12 protein-coding genes and 1 riboswitch are annotated in these 18,970 nt (G+C 65.7%); of the genes, 8 read left to right on the top strand and 4 right to left on the bottom strand.

The window, feature by feature from the left end; genetic code table 11:
- The first annotated feature begins 296 nt into the window (after positions 1–296).
- A complete protein-coding gene (locus tag GT748_RS11340; RefSeq protein WP_021658897.1) occupies positions 297–1,142 on the top strand; it encodes a GNAT family N-acetyltransferase in 846 nt (281 codons plus the stop codon).
- Positions 1,135–2,505, top strand: coding sequence for an MATE family efflux transporter (locus GT748_RS11345; protein ID WP_021658898.1), 1,371 nt, complete (start codon positions 1,135–1,137; stop codon positions 2,503–2,505). The genes GT748_RS11340 and GT748_RS11345 overlap by 8 nt, the downstream gene beginning before the upstream one ends.
- Positions 2,506–2,923: 418 nt before the next feature.
- Here GT748_RS11345 and GT748_RS11350 read toward each other — a convergent pair whose 3' ends face one another.
- A complete protein-coding gene (locus tag GT748_RS11350; protein ID WP_161213509.1) occupies positions 2,924–4,537 on the bottom strand; it encodes a hypothetical protein in 1,614 nt (537 codons plus the stop codon).
- On the bottom strand, positions 4,530–5,240 hold the full coding sequence (locus GT748_RS11355) for an ABC transporter ATP-binding protein (protein WP_021658901.1): 711 nt from the start codon (positions 5,238–5,240) through the stop codon (positions 4,530–4,532). Before GT748_RS11355 ends, GT748_RS11350 begins: the two co-directional genes overlap by 8 nt.
- A gap of 498 nt (positions 5,241–5,738) precedes the next feature.
- On the opposite strand from GT748_RS11355, the gene GT748_RS11360 reads away from it, so the two are divergent.
- Positions 5,739–6,680, top strand: a complete 942-nt coding sequence (locus GT748_RS11360) for a 4Fe-4S cluster-binding domain-containing protein (protein WP_021658903.1) — start codon at positions 5,739–5,741, stop codon at positions 6,678–6,680.
- A 68-nt stretch (positions 6,681–6,748) separates the two neighbouring features.
- Positions 6,749–6,845, top strand: a riboswitch (THF riboswitch).
- Between the two features lie 193 nt (positions 6,846–7,038).
- Positions 7,039–7,608 (top strand): folate family ECF transporter S component, encoded by a 570-nt coding sequence (locus GT748_RS11365; protein ID WP_021658904.1) that lies wholly within the window; start codon positions 7,039–7,041, stop codon positions 7,606–7,608.
- A gap of 311 nt (positions 7,609–7,919) precedes the next feature.
- Here GT748_RS11365 and GT748_RS11370 read toward each other — a convergent pair whose 3' ends face one another.
- Positions 7,920–9,110 (bottom strand): RNA polymerase sigma factor, encoded by a 1,191-nt coding sequence (locus tag GT748_RS11370; RefSeq protein ID WP_021658905.1) that lies wholly within the window; start codon positions 9,108–9,110, stop codon positions 7,920–7,922.
- An 899-nt stretch (positions 9,111–10,009) separates the two neighbouring features.
- Between GT748_RS11370 and GT748_RS11375 the strand changes: the two genes are divergently transcribed.
- Complete coding sequence (locus GT748_RS11375; protein WP_161222349.1) at positions 10,010–12,682, top strand: hypothetical protein; 2,673 nt, start codon at positions 10,010–10,012, stop codon at positions 12,680–12,682.
- Between the two features lie 630 nt (positions 12,683–13,312).
- Here GT748_RS11375 and GT748_RS11380 read toward each other — a convergent pair.
- On the bottom strand, positions 13,313–14,188 hold the full coding sequence (locus GT748_RS11380) for a LysR family transcriptional regulator (protein ID WP_044992224.1): 876 nt from the start codon (positions 14,186–14,188) through the stop codon (positions 13,313–13,315).
- Between the two features lie 177 nt (positions 14,189–14,365).
- Between GT748_RS11380 and GT748_RS11385 the strand changes: the two genes are divergently transcribed.
- The 3 genes from GT748_RS11385 (at position 14,366) to GT748_RS11395 (ending at position 18,941) form a co-directional block, all read left to right on the top strand.
- Positions 14,366–16,090: an ABC transporter ATP-binding protein gene (locus tag GT748_RS11385; protein WP_044992249.1), complete on the top strand. Its 1,725-nt coding sequence runs from the start codon at positions 14,366–14,368 to the stop codon at positions 16,088–16,090.
- On the top strand, positions 16,090–17,853 hold the full coding sequence (locus tag GT748_RS11390; RefSeq protein ID WP_021658910.1) for an ABC transporter ATP-binding protein: 1,764 nt from the start codon (positions 16,090–16,092) through the stop codon (positions 17,851–17,853). The genes GT748_RS11385 and GT748_RS11390 overlap by 1 nt, the downstream gene beginning before the upstream one ends.
- A gap of 182 nt (positions 17,854–18,035) precedes the next feature.
- Complete coding sequence (locus GT748_RS11395; protein ID WP_021658912.1) at positions 18,036–18,941, top strand: helix-turn-helix domain-containing protein; 906 nt, start codon at positions 18,036–18,038, stop codon at positions 18,939–18,941.
- Positions 18,942–18,970: the final 29 nt, after the last annotated feature.

The following is an 18,970-nucleotide window of genomic DNA, read 5'->3' on the forward strand; positions in this document are numbered from 1 at the left end:
CTCCTGCATTCCAATTTCCAAAGTACCACCAGGATACCACGGCGGCAGGACAGAAAGAAAGGGGCAAACTGCTCACAAATTTGTCGATTTTTCGGGGGCGGTCTGGCACCGTTGGCATCTGTCCCGAAAAAAAGGCGGCTGTTTGACAGCGGCGGGGCATTTCGACGGCAAACCGTTTCCGCTTTTGGGGCGGTTTTTCGCGCCTCCCCGCGCAAAGTGGGCAAAATGGGCAAGGGGGAGAAAGCGCCCTGCGCGCCGGTCTGCTATACTGAAAAAACAGAGAGGGGGGAGCGCCGTTGAACAGCGCGCGAAAACTGGCGGCAGAGGCGGTCGCCATCATCGAGGGGGAGCTGCAGCGCCGCATCCCGCTGGCCGAGTTGGCCGAGCGGCTGCACTACTCCCCCTACTACCTGCAGCGGGCCTTTGTGGAGGCGGTGGGGCTGCCGCCCGCCCGCTACGCCCAGCGCCGCCGGCTGACCGAGGCGGCGCTGCAGCTCTGCTACACCCGCCGGCCCCTGGCGGACATCGCCCTGGCGGCGGGGTATGAGAGCCAACAGGCCTTCACCGCCGCCTTTGCCGCCTTCTACAAGCAGCCGCCCCACGCCTTTCGGGAAGAGGGGCGCTTTTACCCCCTGCAGCTTCGCCATCGCCCCCGGCAGCTCCCTGCCAGAGGGACGCGGCGATTTGGCGCGGTGCGCCCGGCCCGGGAGGAGGACATCCCCGCCTGGACAGAGCTGGCCTTTTCCACGGTGGAGGGCTTTCCCCACCTGGAGGAGGGGTTCGGCCGCGCCCTCGCGGCGGCAGTGGCGGAGGGGCGGGCCTTCCTCCTGCCCACCGGGGAGGGGGAGCTGGCGGGGGCGGTGATCCTGGGGCGCGCGCCCGGGTGGATCGATTACCTGACAGTGTCGCCCCACTGCCGGCGGCGGGGGGCGGCCCGGGCAATGCTCCGCTTTGCCGCCGCCCGCTGGCCGGGCAGCCCCCTCTACCTGACCACCTTCCGCGCGGGGGACCGGGCCGATCCGGGCTATCGGGCCGCCTTTTTGCGCCTGGGCTTTGTCGAGGGCCCCCTGCGGGTGGAATTTGGCTACCCCACCCAGCAGATGATTCTCTTCCCCCCGGAGGGGAGGCGGCGGGATGGGTAAAAAAACCGAGGGGGCCAACCCCCTGGACCGGGTCTTCGGCCCCGCCGCCCTGTTGCGCTTTGCCCTGCCCACGGTGGGCACCATGCTGTTCATGGGGCTTTACACGGTGGTGGACACCCTGTTTATCGCCCGGCTGGTGGGGACCGACGCCCTCTCGGCGGTGAACATCGTCTGCCCGGTCATCAACCTGACGGTGGGGCTGGGGACCATGCTGGCCACCGGAGGGAGTGCCCTGGTGGCGCGGGAGATGGGGGCGGGAAACGCCCTGGCTGCCCGCCGCAAGTTCACCCTGCTGGCCCTCTTCGCCGGGGCCCTCGGGGTGCTGATCGCCCTGGGAGGGCTGCTCTTTTTGCCCTCCCTCATCCGGGGGCTGGGGGCCAGCGAGCGGCTCTACCCCTACTGCCGCGACTACCTGGCCGTCATCCTCCTCTTCACCCCGGCGGGGCTGGGGCAGGTGTTCTTTCAAAATCTGCTGGTGACGGCGGGCCGTCCCGGGCTGGGGCTGGCGCTCACCCTGGGGTCGGGCTGCGCCAACGCCCTGCTGGACTGGCTCTTCATCGTCCCCGGGGGGATGGGGGTGGCGGGGGCCGCCCTCGGGACGGGGATCGGCTACGCCATCCCTGTGGCGGCCGGTCTCTGGTTTTTCGCCCGGGACGGGGGGAGCCTGCGCTTCGCCCGCCCCGGCGGCGGGTGGCAAGCGGTGGCCGAGAGCTGCCGCAACGGCTGCAGCGAGATGGTGGGCCAGCTGGCGGCAGCGGTGACCACCTTTCTCTTCAACGCCGCCATGATGGCCCGCCTGGGGGAGGAGGGGGTGGCGGCCATCACCGTCCTCATCTACTCCCAGTTCGTGCTCAGCACCCTCTACATCGGCTTCTCCATGGGGGTGGCCCCGGTCATCAGCTACCAGTATGGGCGGGGGGACCGCTCGGCCCTGGCGAGGACCACCCGCCTGGCCCTGGGGGCGGTGGGGCTCTCCTCCCTGGCGGTGTTCGCCGCGGCCCTGCTGGGGGGCGGCCGGATCGCCGCCCTCTTTGCGGGGGAGGACCAAGCGGTGGCAAATTTGGCGGCAGAGGGGTTCTCCCTCTTTGCCTATTCCTTCCTCTTTTCGGGGATCAACCTCTTCTCCTCAGCCTATTTTACCGCCCTGTCGGACGGCAGGGCCTCGGCCCTGCTCTCCTTTCTGCGCACCTTCGGCCTGCTGGCGCCCGCCATCCTGTACCTGCCCCGGGTCTGGGGGAGGGCGGGCATCTGGCTGGCGGTCCCCCTGGCGGAGGGGGGCGCTTTCCTCTGCTCGGTATTTTGCCTCTGGCGGCAGCGCCGGCGGCTGGAGGGGAAGGAAAAGGCCCTGAGCGTGCCCCGCTGATCGACCGCCCTCATCCTTGCCCTCGCCCCCGTGCCCGACGGCGGGAGGGAGGGCGCTCGGACTGTCGGGGGAAAACAGGCGGCCTCTCCGCCCTTTTGGGAATCAAAAAGGGGCGCTCTGTTGTCCCTCCCCAGTTGGTGGGAGAGGGGCTCCTGCCGGACATCCAAAGGGCCGCGGGCCGGGCCCAATTCGCGCCGGTCAAGCTGTGGGACAACGGCTTTGCAGACAACGCCCCGCGGACCGGCCAATGCGACTGAAAAGGGGGCTGCAACTCTCCCCAGTGCCCTCCTCTTTGACCGGCACAAACCCAACATCAGCAGTCCCCGCCCCAGCTAGAAGAAAGGGCCTTCCGTCCCGAATAGAACGAGCGCCGCGCTACCCCCAAAATGGGGCGGCGCGGCGCTCGCGATTTTGCCGCCTATTTGACCCGGAAGTTCTTGGGCGCCCAGCGGTAGATGAGCACCAGGGCGGCGGCGGTGTAGAGGATGGTGGCCCCCAGCACGATGAAGGCAAAGCCGGCGGGCTGGCTGTCCAGCTTGAGACAGACAAAGCAGGCGATGTAGACCACCATGTTCAGCAGGGTGTAGAAGGGGTTTTTGATGTCCAGCTCGGCGGTGTAGGGCTGGAACACGTAGTAGAGGAACAGGTGGTGCACCGAGAAAAAGACGGCCAGCATCAGCACGGTGGCGCAGTAGGAGAGGATGTCCAGCGGGGGCCAGTTCAGCCCGGCCGCCAGCCCGAAGGAGAGGACGTAGAGGCAGATCCCCCCGGCGGTGATGAGGTTGAAGCCGCAGAGCCGCCGCAGCCGGATGCGGAAGTTGCGGAGGATGACCTCCTTTTGCCGGTAGAAGCCGTAGCGCAGCAGGCTGATGTCGCAGTTGTAGAACATGGCGCGGCAGGCCTGGTCGCCAATGGAGAGCAGATACATCAAAAAGACCATCAGCGGCAGGGACTGGGGGAGGTACCCCCCCAGGTTGCGGGCGATTTCGGGAAAGAAGAGAAGGCAGCCGAAGGAGAGAACGGCCGCCCCCGCCACCACCGCCAGACGGCGGCAGACCGGCAGGAAGAAGAGCCGCTTGTGCCGGTCGAAGAAGATGGCGTTGAGGTAGTCGTAACCCGTTTTTCGGTCGTATTTGCCGGTCTGCAGGGCGTCGCCCGCAAAGTCCTTGTCCCGCAGCTTGACCGACGCGAACTGGGCCTGGTTCGAGGCCTTTTTGGCGTCCAGCTGCACCTCGCTCAAGGGCAGGGCCTGCCGGGCAAAGGCGGGGTAGTTGCGGTAGCGAAAGAGGCTGTGGGCGGCCAGCGCCCCCAGCCCCAGCAGGGCGGCCCAAAAGAGGGGGGAGGCGACCACCCGCCCCACCGGGGGAATGGCCTGCAAGAAGGGCGGCAGGTAGGCCGCCAGGGGGATGAGGAGGATCAGCACCCACTGGTAGGCCATCTTCTTTTGGGTCAGCAGGCCGAAGCGGTCAAACAGCCAGAGCTGCACCCGCTCCCCGATCAGGTGGGCGGCCACCCACAGGGGGGCCAGCAGCAGCCCCCGCAGGACCCCAAAGCCGATGAGGGCCGAGAAGAGGGCGGTGACGGGCAGCAGGTAGAGGATGTCCATCAGGTGGGAGAAGAGGCCGTTGACCGGCAGGTATTCCTGCGCGGGCATCCCCATCAACTTGACGCAGGTGTACTTGACGGCGCTGGTGTCCCCGATGGCGGTCTTGATGAGGGCGCCCCCCACAAAACTCATCATCAGCAGAAACCAGAGAAAGGCGTCCACCCGCTGCTGGGGGGTGAGGGTTTCCATCACCACCGCCGCCGGCAGCCAGATGGCCAGGCAGACGTAGAGGGCCTTGTAGAGCACCTGGGTGCAGGCCTTGAGCAAAAAGGCCACGGCGCAGACCCTGTCTTTGAGGGAGCCCTCGGCATAGAGCCGGTCTTTGAAGAGCTTTCCCACCAGGGGCAGGCGCTGGCACCAGTAGATGAGGGTGTTGCCGGTCACCGCCGCCCCGATCTGAAAGCTCTGGCGAAGGGTGTTAATCATGGCCTTCCTCCTTCAAGAGCTCGACCACCCGGTCCTCAAACTCGCGGCTGTGGATGATGGAGGCGTCCACCGGCTCCAATTCGCCCCCGGTGAGGAGGACGATTTCGTCGCAGAGGTCGGTGGCCAGCTGCAGGATGTGGGTGGAGAAGACGATGATGTGCTCGTCCTTCATCTCCCGCAGCAGATTTTTCATCTCCAGCGCCACCACCACGTCGAAGGAGGTGAGGGGCTCGTCCAGCAAGATCACCGGCGGCTTGGCGATGATGAAGCAGAGCATCTGCACCTTGTTTTTCATCCCGTGGGAATAGTTTTTGATGAGGCGGTGCCGGTCCTCCGGGGCAAAGCGGATCAGGTCGAAGTAGTCGTCGATCCCCATGGAGGAGTGGATCTTCTCCCGGTTGATGTCCATGAAGAACTTGACAAACTCGTACCCGGTGAGAAATTCGGGCAGGATGGGGGTGGAGAAGACGTAGCCCACGTCCCCCTCCTGCAGGGGGCGGGCCCCCGCCTCGTCCACCAGCAGCGCCTGGCCGCCGTCCGGCGGGGTCTCCCCCGACAGGCAGTTGAAGAGGGTGGTCTTGCCCGCCCCATTTCGGCCCAGCAGGCCGTAGATCTTCCCCTTTTCAAAGGCGAAGTCGGCCCCCTTGAGGACCTGCTTCTCCCCAAAGGACTTGGTGATTCCCTGCAGTGTCAGCTGTGTCATCTGGTCTCCTCCTCCCCCAACGGGGGAAACACGGGTGTGATTTGGTCATTGTATTACTGGAATAATACAATGATACATAGCTGTGATTTGTTTGTCAATCCCCTTTCCGGGCAAATCGAGGGGGGAGGAGCACCCCTTTTTCGGGCGGCGGCCGCCGGGCAAAACCGCCCCCGTCCGGGCGGGGGGAAAGTCCCCCCCTTTTGCAGCGGGGAGGGGATGTGGTATACTGGTCGCAGAGCGGCTGTTATCTCGGGGATGGCCTGGCAGATGCGCAAACACCATTTGCCCCCTGCCCGCGGCCAAAACCCCACTGCGCCCCCGGCGCCGGCGATACAACAGTCCAAAAGCGGCGATGGTGCGGCCGGTGCGCAGGGCGGATGGGCGCTGTTGGCGCTTTTGCCCCAGCGCGCGGGCGATGCCGGTCTGCCCTTGTGGTTATCGCAAAAGGGCACCCCCACAGCCGCGGGGGAAGTTTGACGAGGGAGAGGAGAGAGCGAGATGGAGCGGACAAACCCCTATCTGTCCCTTTACAAGTGCTGCCGGCTCTGCCCCCGGTGCTGCGGGGTCGACCGGCTGGCGGGGGAGACCGGCTTTTGCGGTGCAGGGGCCACCCCCAAAATCGCCCGGGCCGCCCTCCATTACTGGGAGGAGCCCTGTCTCTCGGGCCAGGCGGGGAGCGGGGCGGTCTTTTTCTCCCACTGCACCCTGCGGTGCGTCTACTGCCAAAACGCCGACATCAGCGCCCGCCAGCAGGGGCAGGAGGTCAGCGAGGAGGAGTTGGCCCAGGTCTTTCTCCACCTGCAAGAGCAGGAGGCCCTCAACATCAACCTGGTCACCCCGGGGCACTACCTGCCCTCCATCCTCTGGGCGCTGGAATTGGCCCGGGCGCAGGGGCTCCACCTGCCGGTGGTCTACAACACCAGTGGGTACGAGCGGGTGGAGTGCCTGCGCCTGCTGCGGGGGAAGGTGCAGGTCTACCTGCCCGACTGCAAGTACCTCTCGGCCGAGACGGCCCGCCGCTATTCGGGGGTGGAGGACTATTTTGGGGTGGCCGTGGCCGCCCTGGACGAGATGGTGGAGCAGACCGGCCCGCCCCGGCTGGACGAGCGGGGGGTGATGACCGGCGGGGTGATCATCCGCCAGCTGCTGCTGCCCGGCCGGGTGGGGGAGGCCCAGCGGCTGACGGCAACTCTGCACGCGCGCTACGGCGACCGGGTCTACCTGAGTTTGATGAACCAGTACACCCCCATCCTCCCCCAGGTGGCGCCCTGGCCGGAACTCTGCCGCACCGTCACCCCCGACGAGTACGACCAGTGGGTGGACCATGCGGTGGACTGCGGGGTGGAAAAGGGCTTTGTGCAGGAGGGGGACACGGCGGAGGAGAGCTTCATCCCCCCCTTTGACGGCAGCGGCCTGCCCGCCTTTTTGCGGCGGGGGTGAGGGGCCGCCCCGGCCTGTCAAGTTTCTCTTGTGAACGGGGGAAAAAACTGCTATACTGGCCTTGCTTAAGCAGAGTAGGGGACCGCGCGTTAAGTGCCGCTCGAACGGGGAGTTGTCGGGCGGACGAAAAGGCGACTTGCGGTGCGGTCCCCGCATCCCGCTGCTGCACGGTGAAGGGGGGACGGGCCGGTCCCGTCCCCGCAATACGTTTCCCGGCCCCGGCTGCTCTCTCCGCCCGTTGGGGGGATGGCCGGGCCGGGGGGCACTCCTTTACGCGATGTGGCAATACCGGCTTGTACGGGGCGGCGCGCTTTGGCGCACCGCCCCTTTCTGCTGTCAAGAAAGGAGTGTGTGTCCCATGCAGGAGACAACCAAGACCAAAAACCGATTTCGGCTGGCAGCGAGGGAGTTTCGGACCCTGTCCAGCCTGGCGGGGGCGTCGATGATGACCGCCCTCAACGTGGTGCTCAGCTTTTTCACCCTTCGTCTCTCCGAGCTGCTCAAGGTGGGTTTCAGCTTTCTGGCGGTGGCGGCCACCGGCTTCCTCTACGGCCCGCTGCTGGGGGCGGCCGCCGGGGGAGTTGGCGACATCATCAAATACCTCATCCATCCCGACGGGCCCTACTTCATCGGCTTCACCTTCAACGCCTGCCTCTCCGGCTTTCTCTACGGCCTCTACCTCTACAAAAAGCCGGTGAAACTCTGGCGGGCGGTCTGCGCCAAACTCACCGTCTCCCTGGTCATCAACCTGGTGCTCAACCCCCTGTTTCTCTCCATCCTCTACGGCAAGGCCTTTGTCCTCATCTCCACCGTGCGGCTGACCAAACAGCTGGTGATGTTCCCGGTGGACACCGCCCTGCTCTACGGGATGTTGCGGCTGCTGGAACGGGTGCGGGTGAGGCAGACGGGGGGGAGCCTCTCCCGGTAGCACAGTTGAAGCGGTTGCGTGCCTCGGTAGCTCAAAGCCCAAAATCGAATATTTGCTCTCTTACGATTTGGGGGTATAGCCCACCCGAGAAAGCGCCTGAATAGAATCTAGGAGATTAACGGGCCGGTCCCGTTTTTTTCTGCCAAGAAAGCCCTGAAATCCTGTGATTTCAGGGCTGCTTCTTTGTATTGACTGGCTTTGGGAGAAAGGTCCCTCTCCAGCTTATCTGTGTAGAGGGAACTGCTCTCTCCAGCGGACTTGACAGTACCATAAGAGGGGGGAAGGCCTGTGCCTTCCCCCCTTTTTATCGCTTACCCCAGCACCTGCAGCGGCCCTTGGGCCCAGTTGCCTGCCAGGTCGCGCACCTTCAGGGTGTAGCGCCCCGGCGGCAGGGAAAAGCGGACGACACCCTCGCCCTCCGCGTGGGGCTGGGGGGCGTAGACCTCCCCCGTGGGCGCGCAGGCGACGGCGGAGGCCCAGTCCACCCCCGAGCCGCTGTCTTGCAGGGCAATCAGGGTGTCGCTCCCCTCCCGCTCGACCCAGAGGAGGGCGGGGGCCTCGGTGTCCAGGGCGTCCACCGCCACCGAGGTGGTGGCCAGGCGGCTGCCGGCCGCTGCCTCCACCCGATAGGTGCCGTTTTGCCGGGCGGTGGCCAGGTAGAGGCCGTCCCCCTGGGGAGCAAAGTCCACCGCCCCTCCCTGGGCGTCGATCAGCCGCACTCGGTCGGCGGTTCGCCCGCCCAGCCGCACGGCGATGGTGGCGGCGTTGGCCGGGTCGCTCACCTGGGCCTCTGCCGACTGAATGGCGGGGGGCAGGGCCTGCCAGACGGCGGCGGTGAGGGCGCCTACCACCAAAACAGCGGCCGCCGCTGCCCAGCGGGGCACCCGGCGGGCCGGTTGGGGGGCGCGGTTTGCAACCCGCACGGCCACCCCCAGGGGCAAAACGGTGAGCAGTCCGCCCCTCAGGGCGGTGCGGAGAGCGCCCTGCGCCTCCCGCAGCAGCCGCTGCACGGTGCTCTGGGAACAGCCCATCTCCCGGGCGGTCTCCGCCAGCTTTTTGCCCTGGTAATAGCGCAGCTGCACCGCCTGGCGCTGGCGGTCAGGCAGGCTGTCCAGGGCGGCCCGCAGCCGCCGCTGCCGGTCGCTGCGGTCGGCCTGGGCCTCGGGGCCGTTCTCCTCCGGCTCGGCCAGGGTCAGCAGGGCCTGCTCCCCCTCGGTGGGGCGCTTCTCCCGCCGCAGCACCGCCAGGCAGGCGTAGTAGGTGGTCTTGTTGAGGTAGGCCACCACCGCCTTGCCCGAGTGGATGTTCCCCATCGACCGGAAAAAGGCGAGATAGCTCTCCTGCACCGCTTCACCGGCCAACTCCGGGTCCTTTAAAATCCCCAAAGCCCGGCTCTTTTGCAGGGGGGCGGTGGCGTCGTAGAGGGCGCGAAATGCCGCCTCGTCCCCCTGGCGGGCCGCTTCCAGCCACTGGGCAAGCTGCCCGTGCGTTGCCTTTTTCACCTGCTGTTTCCCCCTTTTTCGACAAGTCGGTTTTCCCCATTGTAACAAATAAATTTTTCTTTTCAAGTTGTGACCACTTTTCCCCCAACCGTTTCTCTTAGAAAAAAGAAGGGGAAAATCGACTTTCTTTCGCTGTCTGTGCGGGTTGGAGAGAAGGACCGAGCCTCCCCGCCACACGAACAGAGAAATATTGGAAAAGGGGAGAATGGGCAATGAGAGAGCGAAAACGGCGGAAGCTGCCAAAAAAATTGGCGGCAATAGGTCTGGCAGCCACCCTCTGTCTCAATTTGACGCCGGCCTGGGCAGTCGAAGGGGGGGAGGACCCTTCCGGCGGCGACAGCTCCTCGGAGTTTGTGGGAAGTTTTGATTTACAGCAAATATTTGGGCCTGGCGCTTTAGAGCTGACGGACAATCACATGCTGCTCGCCAGTACCACCGGCGGCTATCCGTGGCAAACAGCACATTGGAATTCAGGTCTCTGGATCAACCAGTCAGCTCTCTCGAGCAAAAACAAAATATCTCTCCAAGCGGATTGGGAGATAGAGACCAGCTACACGCTGCAGCCCGACAATGCCACCAACTGTGTCGGCAGATATGGTGTGACGGGTACGGCGGGTGGTGATTGGCTCGCCTTTGACGCCGGGTTGTTGGGAAGCTCATACAAAATATATGCTGCCCGTTTTACTGGGAGCAACTGTACAGAGTATCTCTCTACAAAAGAACTTTCTTCCAGTTCTCTGACGGGTGCAAAGGTGCAAAAATTGCGCTACGATGCTTCTGCACAGACATTTTATATATCCTTTGACGGTGTGGAGGTCTCCTACAAAAATCAAATTGTCAAGACGGCCACCGCCAGTCTCTCTGTTTTTGGACAGATTGCCTTTAGCAAAAGCGCAAGGGTGCCCAATGCGACCATCAACGCGGATTTTCTCCAAGCCCGCTACACCCACTACACCCCCCAGTTCGTGAGCACCGAGCTGCTGGACAAAGACGGGAACACCATGACCGACGAGGAAAAAAAGGCCCTAAAGGACGGGGACGTGGTCACCGTTCGCGCCACGGTGAAGAACACCCACCCCGACGCGGGGAAGGAGATCGTCTACGACCACCTGACCCTGGTGCCGGGGGACGACGAAAAGGTCAAAAAGTACCCCACCGCCGGGCTGGACATCCTCACGGGAGCCGACCAGACGGTGACGGTGGACGGCAAGGCAGTGACAAACGCCTCCGGGCAGCCCTACGACGTGTCGGGGGAGGGCATCCCCTTCGGCTGCACGGCGGCGGGGAACGTCATCACCTACAAGGCAAAAATCAACAACCCCGACGGCAAGTCCGTCACGGTGGGCCAGCGGATGAGCGACGACTTCTTCGACTCCAAGCAGTATTCAAGTGCCGAGCTGATCCCCGCCCAGCCATTGGTCCCGGCCGACCCGGAGAAGCCGGAGGGGGAGGCGGGGAAGGACTATCACTACACCCGCACCAGCCCCAACGAGAACGGGTGGAACAACTCGGACGTGGCCATCACCTTCTACCCCGGGGACTTCAACCAGTTCTACATCAAGGATCCGGAGGAGGGGACGGTACACGCCACCCTCACCAGTGAGAAGGAACCCCTGCTCTATACCGACGAGACCGAGACGCCGGTGGCGTTGCAGGCGGAAAACAGCAAGAGCGGGGCCAAGTCGGTGCGGAACGACGACGTCATCAAGGTGGACAAGGTGCCGCCGACCCTGACGGCGGCCAGCCCGGCCCCCGCGCTGTTTGGGTTCCGGCGGGCGGCCGCTCCGGCTTCGTCGGTGACCCTGGCGGACAACCTCTCCGGCATCTGGAAGTTGGAGCGGTACGACACTGCTTCCAAGGAGTGGGTGGCGGCCGAGACCTTCGACCTGCCCACCGAGGGGGCGGAGAAGGGCAACGGCAAGGCCAGCGAGAGCGCCTCCATCGGGCAAAACGGGCTCTACCGGGCGGTGGACGCGGCGGGGAATGGGGGGGAGCCCACGCCGGTCTCCTTCAACGCCCCGCCCAGCGTCACCCCGGCCGACCCGGAGGCCCCGGAGCTGGAGCCGGAGGAGGAGACCGACGAGGGGGGCCTGCGCCACGCCGCGGCCAGCGACAGCATGAGCGAGTACATCGACAAGGCGGCCCCCCTCTACGGCGGGCGGTTCACCCTGGAGGACGCGGCGGAGCTGATGGCCCAGAGATACGGCTTTGCCTCCAACGTGGAACGGGACGACAGCCTGAACTACACCTATGCCATCACCCAGAAGGGGGCGGACGTGAGCGGCCAGGGGGTGGACACCACCCAGGCGGGCAGCTTTGTGGTGGTCTGCACCGCCACCGACGCGGACGGGAACACCACCACCCTCTACCTGACCGACACCCTCATCGACCCGGACGCGCCGCCGCTGGTGGAGCGGCAGGAGGAGGGGACCCCGCCGGTGGGCCCGCCCTTTGACCCCCTGAAGCCGGTGCCCCAGCCGGTGATCAAGGAGGATCCGGAGACCGGGCGCTACCACGCCTATGTCTACGAGCAGATCGCCGAGGGGGTCAGGGAGCCCGGGGCCTATGGCGGCAGCCTGACGGGGGCGACGGCCCAGCAGATTTTTGCCGGGCGGTACGGGTTTGTGAGCCAGCAGGGGGACGGGGAGCTGAGCCTCTCGCCCATCTGCGTGACCCAGGACGGCAAGGACGTGAGCGCGGCGGGGTACGACACCGCCAAGCCGGGGAGCTGCGTCATCAGCCAGACGGCCACCGACAGCCGGGGGAACAAGACCACCGTCTACCTGACCTACACCTTTTTGCCGGTGGGGAGCCCGCCCTGGGTGGCCTACGACCCCAGCGACCCGACGGTGGAGCCGGGGAGTGAGCTGGAGGAGCCGGAGATCGTGGAGGACTGGCAGAGCGGGACCAAGTACGCCACGGTGACGGACCGGCTGGTGCAGACCATCACCGACCCGCCGCTGTCGGACGGCTGGCTGGACGGGGAGGAGCTGCGGGCCTTTCTGCAGAGCCGGTACCAGTTCACCTCCGCCCAGCCGGACGGGATGCTAAAAGAGGTGCGCTTTGCCGTGAGCCGGGACGGGAAGGCGGTGGAGGGCATCGACACCACCCAGCCGGGAGAATACCTGATCGCCTACACCCTGGAAGACTCCGCTGAAAACCGCACCTCCCTCTTTTTGCAATATCAGTTAAAACCCGGCGCGGCCGGTGACCTGGCCCCCGACGGCAATTCGTCGGGCGGCGCCACCCCCTACACCGGGATGGACGGCGGCAGCGGCCACGGGGCGGACGGGCACTGCCCCATCCACTGGCTGGCCCTGCTGGGGGCCCTCTGCACCCTGCTCTACTGGCTGGGGCGCAAGACCTTCCTCGGCCGGGGGAGACACGGCCTCACCCTCTGGGACGCGGTGCTGTTGGCCCTGGCGGGCGGCTGCGCCGTCTCCCTGGCCTTCCTCGCCCGCTGCGGGCTGGATGTGCCCGCCCTCCTCTGCTGGGGCGGGGTGATCTTCATGGCCTTGTGGAACCTCTCCGCCGAGAAAAAGGAAGAGGAGAGGGAGGGGGAAGCCCTCTGATTTCTCCGCTCGGGCCAACCGCTGTCAACGGGTAAAAGACCCCTCCAATATCCTTTTCAAAGAGGTCGCTGCCAAAAAGCAGCGGCCTCTTTGGCGCAATAAGAGCCGGCCGCACCCCCGCTTTTCCCCATCGCCACGGCATGCCTCTCGGCGGGGATGGTGGCTGAGCGTTCCTGCCCGGCCATCGCCCAGTGGCCGGCCCCAGTCTGCGCCATCCGGGCGGAAACCCGACCTCCCGACCCTGTCCCCGTCGCCGAAAGGGCACATCCCCCTGCGGTCTCCTCCTCCGGCTCCAGCGCCGGGGCCTGGAGGGATGACGCTGGGCAAGGTGAAAGTGTTGGCGGAGAGCGGCGCGGGCTTCCCTGTACGCCCCACCGCCTCCACGGAGAGGGAGGGGAGTCTTTCGGCCCAAAAGAGGAGCGCCGCCGGGCAGCCTGTCACAGGCTGCCCGGCAGCGCTTTTGGACCCTTTGCCTCCCGCGATCCTCCCCCTTCCGCACAGGGGCAGACCCCCGCCCATGCCGTCTGCCCCCAGAGGGCCAAGCACCCCTCATCCCCCCTTTCCAAAAAAGGCCGCCGCCAGAGGGCAGCGGCCTTTTTTGGCGCGGGGACAGCTGATCCGCCGTCCCCCTCATACCTCCCGCTCCCGGGAAAAGACCTCCACGAACCCCTGTGCCGGGGGGGAGAGGGGGCGGTTTTTGGCCCAGACGGCGGCGATTTGGGTGGTGAGGGCCGGGTCGTCGATTTCCCGGCAGCTCACCTGCAATCCCTGCATGATCTTGAGGGCCGAGCGGGGCACCAGGGCGACCCCCAGCCCCGCCCCCACCCACATGAGGGTGGTGCGGGCGTCGTCGTTTTTGCAGAGGACGGTGGGGGCAAAGCCCGCCGCTGCGCACTGGCGGGCGATCAGGTCCTCAAACCGGCGGTAGAGGATGAGGGGTCGCCCCTTTAAATAGGTGAGGGAGAGCGCCCCTTCACCCGGCCAGGGGTGAGCGGGCCCGGCCACCGCCACCATGGGCTCGGGGGACAGGTAGCTGCAGTGAAACCCCTCGGCCTGAAAGGGGGTGCGGGCCACCGCTACCTCAATGATGCCGGCGCGCAGCAATTCCAGCAGTTGGTAGGTGTTTCCTTCGTGGAGGGAGAAGTCCACGTCGGGGTAGAGGGCGTGAAATTCGCGGATGCGGCTGGAGAGCAGGGCGCTGCCCGAGGAGGAGACGGTGCCCAGCCGCAGGGTGCCCCGCTTGCCCACCGCCAGGTCGGAGAGCTCCTTGCGGGCCACCCGCGCCATCTCCAAGATGTTGGCAGCCCGGGGGTAGAACAGCTCGCCCGCGGGGGTGAGGGTCACCTTGCGCGCCCCCCTTTCAAAGAGGGTGAGGGAGAGCTCCTCCTCCAACAGCTTGAGCTGGTGGCTCAAGGGGGGCTGGGTCATGTGCAGCCGCCGGGCGGCGGCGGAGATGGTGCCCTCCTCCGCCACGGCGACAAAGGCGGACAGCTGTTTTAACTCCAACAAAACGACCTCCTCATCCCCCGCCCTTCCGGCGGGGCAAGCTATACGGGACTTGAATGGAAAATATACAAATAAAATCCTTTTCATATAGCTGCGCATTTGTTATTATAATAACAGTTTGCCGGGGATTTGCAACAAACGGCCAGGCAAAACCCGAAAAAAGTGGGGGAAAACATCTTGCTGAAATTGGTTCGCTATCTAAAGGAATTTCGGAAACAGGTCATCATCGGCCCGCTTTTCAAGCTGACCGAGGCCATCTTCGAGCTGATCGTGCCGCTGCTGATGGCCAAGATCATCGACGACGGGGTGGCCCGGGGCGACCTGCCCTACGTGCTCAAGACCGGCGCGGTGATCGTGCTGCTGGGGCTGGTGGGGCTGGGCTGCGCCCTCATCTGTCAGTACTCGGCCGCCCGGGCCTCCCAGGGGGTGGGCACCCGGCTGCGCCACGACCTCTTTGCCCATGTGGGCACCCTGTCCCACGCCGAGATCGACAAGCTGGGCACCTCGACCCTCATCAACCGCATCATCAGCGACGTCAACCAGTTGCAGGTGGCGGTGGCAATGCTCATCCGCCTGGTGATCCGCGCCCCCTTCCTGGTCATCGGCTCCACCGTCATGGCCATCTGGCTGGACTGGAAGCTGTCGCTCATCTTCCTGGTGGCGGGGCCCCTGGTGGCCCTGGTCCTCTACCAGGTGATGAAGCGGACCATCCCCTTTTACCGCACCATCCAGAAAAAGCTGGACCGCATCGGCCTCATCACCCGCGAGAATCTGGAGGGCGCCCGGGTCATCAAGGCCTTCTCCAAGCAGGAGCACGAGAACCAACGCTTCTACGCGGCCAGCGACGACCTGGCCCAGTCCTCGGTGCGGGTGGGGAAGGTGTCCGCCCTCTTGAACCCCCTCACCTCCATCATCGTCAACTTCGCCATCATCGCCATCCTCTGGTTCGGCGGCTTCCGGGTGGACAGCGGCGCCCTGACCCAGGGGCAGATCATCGCCCTGGTCAACTACATGACACAGATTCTGCTGGCCCTGGTGGTGGTGGCCAACCTGGTGGTCATCTTCACCAAGGCCTCTGCCTCGGCCAGCCGGGTCAACGAGATTTTCGAGACCGAGCCCTCCATCCTCCCCGGCGGGGAGGAGAGCGGCCTCTGGGGGGCCGCCAAGGTGGCCTTTGAAGGGGTGTCCTTTGCTTACAGCACCGGTGAAAACGCCCTGGAGGGGATCGACCTGACGGTGCAGCCGGGGCAGACGGTGGGGATCATCGGCGGCACCGGGGCGGGCAAGTCCACCCTGGTCAACCTGATCCCCCGCTTCTACGACGCCACCGCCGGGCGGGTGCTCATCGACGGGGTGGACGTGCGGGCCTACGACACCGCCGCCCTTCGCAAAAAAATCGGCATCGTCCCCCAGAAATCGGTCCTCTTCACCGGCACGGTGCGGGAAAACCTGCGCTGGGGAAAGCCCGATGCCAGCGACGAGGAGATCGCCCGGGCGCTGGACATTGCCCAGGCGGCCGAATTTGTGGCAAAGCTGCCCCAGGGGTATGACACCCCCATCTTGCAGGGGGGCAAGAACCTCTCGGGCGGGCAGCGGCAGCGGCTGGCCATCGCCCGCGCCCTGGTGGGGCGGCCGGACATCCTGATTTTGGACGACTCCTCCTCGGCCTTGGACTACCGCACCGACGCGGCCCTGCGCGCCGCCCTGGCGGCCCAAGCGGGGGAGAGCACCGTCTTTGTGGTCTCCCAGCGGGCCAGCGCCATCCGCCATGCCGACGTGATCGCGGTCCTCGACGACGGCCGCCTGGCCGGGGTGGGGAGCCATGAACAGCTGTTGGAGAGCTGCCCGGTCTACCGGGAGATCTGTCTCTCCCAGCTCAGCGAAGAGGAGGTGAGCCGCTGATGGCGAAAATCAGGCAGGAGGACCGCACCCCGGTGCTGGGGCGGATCCTCAAATATCTAAAACCCTATTGGTGGCTGCTGACCCTGGCCCTTCTCTGCGCGGTGGCCACCGTCACCTGCACCCTCACCGGCCCGGTGCTGGTGGGGCGGACGGTGGACATGATTATCGGCCCCGGGCAGGTGGATTTCACCGGCATCCTGGGGATGGCCGGCTGGCTGGCCGGGGTCTACGCCCTGGGGGCCCTGACCCAGTGGCTGATGACCTACTGCACCAACAAAATCACCTACCACACCGTCAAGGACATTCGGGTGCAGGCCTTTTCCAAGCTCTCCACCGTCCCCCTGCGCTACATCGACGGCCACTCCCACGGCGATCTCATCACCCGGGTGGTGTCGGACATCGACGTGATCTCCGACGGGATGCTCCAGGGCTTTTCCCAGCTCTTCACCGGGGTCATCACCATCCTCGGCACTCTGGCGTTCATGCTCTCCATCAATGTGAAGATCGCCTTGGTGGTGGTACTCATCACCCCCCTCTCCCTCTTTGTGGCCAGTTTTATCGCCAAGCGCTCCCACAACATGTTCCGGGAGCAGTCGGCGGTGCGGGGCGAGATGGGCGGCTACGTGGAGGAGATGCTGGGCAACCAGAAGATCGTCAAGGCCTTTGGCCGGGAGGCCGCCTCGCAGGAGAGATTTGACGAGATCAACAGCCGCCTCTACGACTGCGGGGTGAAGGCGCAGTTCTACTCCTCCCTCACCAACCCCTGCACCCGGTTTGTCAACGGGGTGGTCTACGCCGGGGTGGGGATCATCGGCGCGGTGGCGGCCATCAACGGGGCCATCACCGTGGGCCAGATCAGCAGCTTTTTGGCCTACGCCAACCAGTACACCAAGCCCTTCAACGAGATTTCCGGGGTGGTGACCGAGTTGCAGTCGGCCCTCGCCTCGGCCCGCCGGGTCTTTGCGGTGCTCGACGAGCCCAGCGAGTCCCCCGACGCGCTGGAGGCCGCCCGCCCCGCATCCTGCGAGGGCCGGGTGGCGGTGGACGGGGTCTCCTTTGCCTACGAGGCGAAAAAGCCCCTGATCGAGGACTTCAACTTGCAGGTGGAGCCGGGCCAGCGGGTGGCCATCGTCGGCCCCACCGGCTGCGGCAAGACCACCCTCATCAACCTGCTCATGCGCTTTTACGACGTGGACAAGGGCGCCATCTCGGTGGACGGCAAGGACATCCGCGACTACGCCCGGGGCTCCCTGCGGGCCTGCTACGGGATGGTGCTGCAGGACACCTGGCTCTTCACCGGCACAGTGCGGGAAAACATCGCCTACGCCCGCCCCGACGCCAGCGAGGAAGAGGTGATCGCGGCGGCCAAAGCGGCCCACGCCCACAGCTTCATCAAGCGGCTGCCCCAGGGGTATGACACCGTCATCTCCGAGGAGGGGGGGAGCATCTCCCAGGGGCAAAAGCAGCTGCTCTGCATCGCCCGGGTGATGCTGACCTCGCCCCCGATGCTGATTCTGGACGAGGCCACCTCCAACATCGACACCCGCACCGAGATCCGCATCCAAAAGGCCTTTGACGAGATGATGCGGGGGAAGACCAGCTTCATCGTGGCCCACCGGCTCTCCACCATCAAAGAGGCCGACCGCATCCTGGTGATGCGCGACGGCAGGATCGTGGAGCAGGGCAACCACCAGTCCCTGCTGGAGAAGGGCGGCTTTTACGCCGAACTCTACAACAGCCAGTTTGCCGGGGCGGAGGAGTAGACCGGACAGACCGCCCGTGGGGGCGCAGCCAAACAGGGGCTGCGCCCCCTTTTGCCGCCCTGGAAAAAATCGACCCTTGCCCGGGGAGGGGGGCGGGTGTTACACTGGCCCAAAAGGGGTTGTCCAACCAGGTCAAGCGCCGCGGGGCGCGCTCTGGTATCCTGTGAGAGGGGGGAAGAGAGATGGAGCTGACCGAACAGACCGCCGCCGTCCAGCGGATGCAGGACTACATCCGCCGCTGGGCGGGGAGCGACGAGTTTTCCCTGGAGGGGATGTATGCCGCCGCCGGCTATTCCCGCCGGCACGCCGACCGCCTCTTCAAGGAGCTGCTGGGGCAGACCCCGCGGGAGTACCTGCAGGCCGTGCTGCTGACCCAGGGGGCCGCCCGGCTGCGGGACACCCGGGATCCGGTGCTCGACATCGCCCTGGACAGCCGGTTTGCCAGCCACGAGGGGTTTACCCGGGCCTTTGAGAGCCGATTTTCGGTCGCCCCGTCGCGCTACCGGCGCTCGCCGTCCCCCATCCCCCTGTTCGTACAGTACCCGATCAGGGACTATCAGGCCCTGATCCGCCGCAAGGAGGAATGCCAGATGAGCGAAGAAATCAAGATGTGTACCGTCACCGTCCAGGAGAGACCCCGCAGAAAGCTGCTCTACCTCTGCTCCAAAAAGGGGAAGGACTACCTCTCCTTTTGCGAGGAGATGGGCTGCGAGTGGGAGGGGCTGCTGAACAGCATCCCCCAGAAGATGGACACTGCCGCCCTGTTGGAGCTGCCGCCCCAGCTGGTGAAGGAGGGCTGCTCCAACATCGCCGCCGGGGTGGAACTGCCCCTGGACTACTGCGGTGAGGTGCCGGAGGGGTATGCGCTGGCCCAGCTGCCGGCCGGGGCCCTCTTCTACTTCCAGAGCGAGCCCTACGACCGGGAGGAGGACTTCTGCCTGGCCATCGAGTCGGTGCAGCGGGCGGTGGAGCGCTACCGCCCCGAGCCCTTCGGCTACCGCTTTGCCCCGGAGAGCGGCCCGTCCTTCAACTTCGGCGCCGAGCAGGAGACCGGCGCCCGGGTGGCGGTGCCGGCGGTAAAACTGTAAAACGCGCGTCCAAAAAGGGGAGCGGCGCG

Source organism: Bittarella massiliensis (ex Durand et al. 2017) (genome assembly GCF_009876955.1).
Taxonomy (GTDB): domain Bacteria; phylum Bacillota; class Clostridia; order Oscillospirales; family Ruminococcaceae; genus Bittarella; species Bittarella massiliensis.

What these genes read in the sequence shown, in the direction of transcription:
- GT748_RS11360 (WP_021658903.1), top strand. Translation starts at nt 5,739, where the DNA reads ATGGAGCGGACAAACCCCTATCTGTCCCTTTACAAGTGCTGCCGGCTC.
- GT748_RS11355 (WP_021658901.1), bottom strand. Translation starts at nt 5,240, where the DNA reads ATGACACAGCTGACACTGCAGGGAATCACCAAGTCCTTTGGGGAGAAG.
- GT748_RS11350 (WP_161213509.1), bottom strand. Translation starts at nt 4,537, where the DNA reads ATGATTAACACCCTTCGCCAGAGCTTTCAGATCGGGGCGGCGGTGACC.
- GT748_RS11365 (WP_021658904.1), top strand. Translation starts at nt 7,039, where the DNA reads ATGCAGGAGACAACCAAGACCAAAAACCGATTTCGGCTGGCAGCGAGG.
- GT748_RS11390 (WP_021658910.1), top strand. Translation starts at nt 16,090, where the DNA reads ATGGCGAAAATCAGGCAGGAGGACCGCACCCCGGTGCTGGGGCGGATC.
- GT748_RS11345 (WP_021658898.1), top strand. Translation starts at nt 1,135, where the DNA reads ATGGGTAAAAAAACCGAGGGGGCCAACCCCCTGGACCGGGTCTTCGGC.
- GT748_RS11395 (WP_021658912.1), top strand. Translation starts at nt 18,036, where the DNA reads ATGGAGCTGACCGAACAGACCGCCGCCGTCCAGCGGATGCAGGACTAC.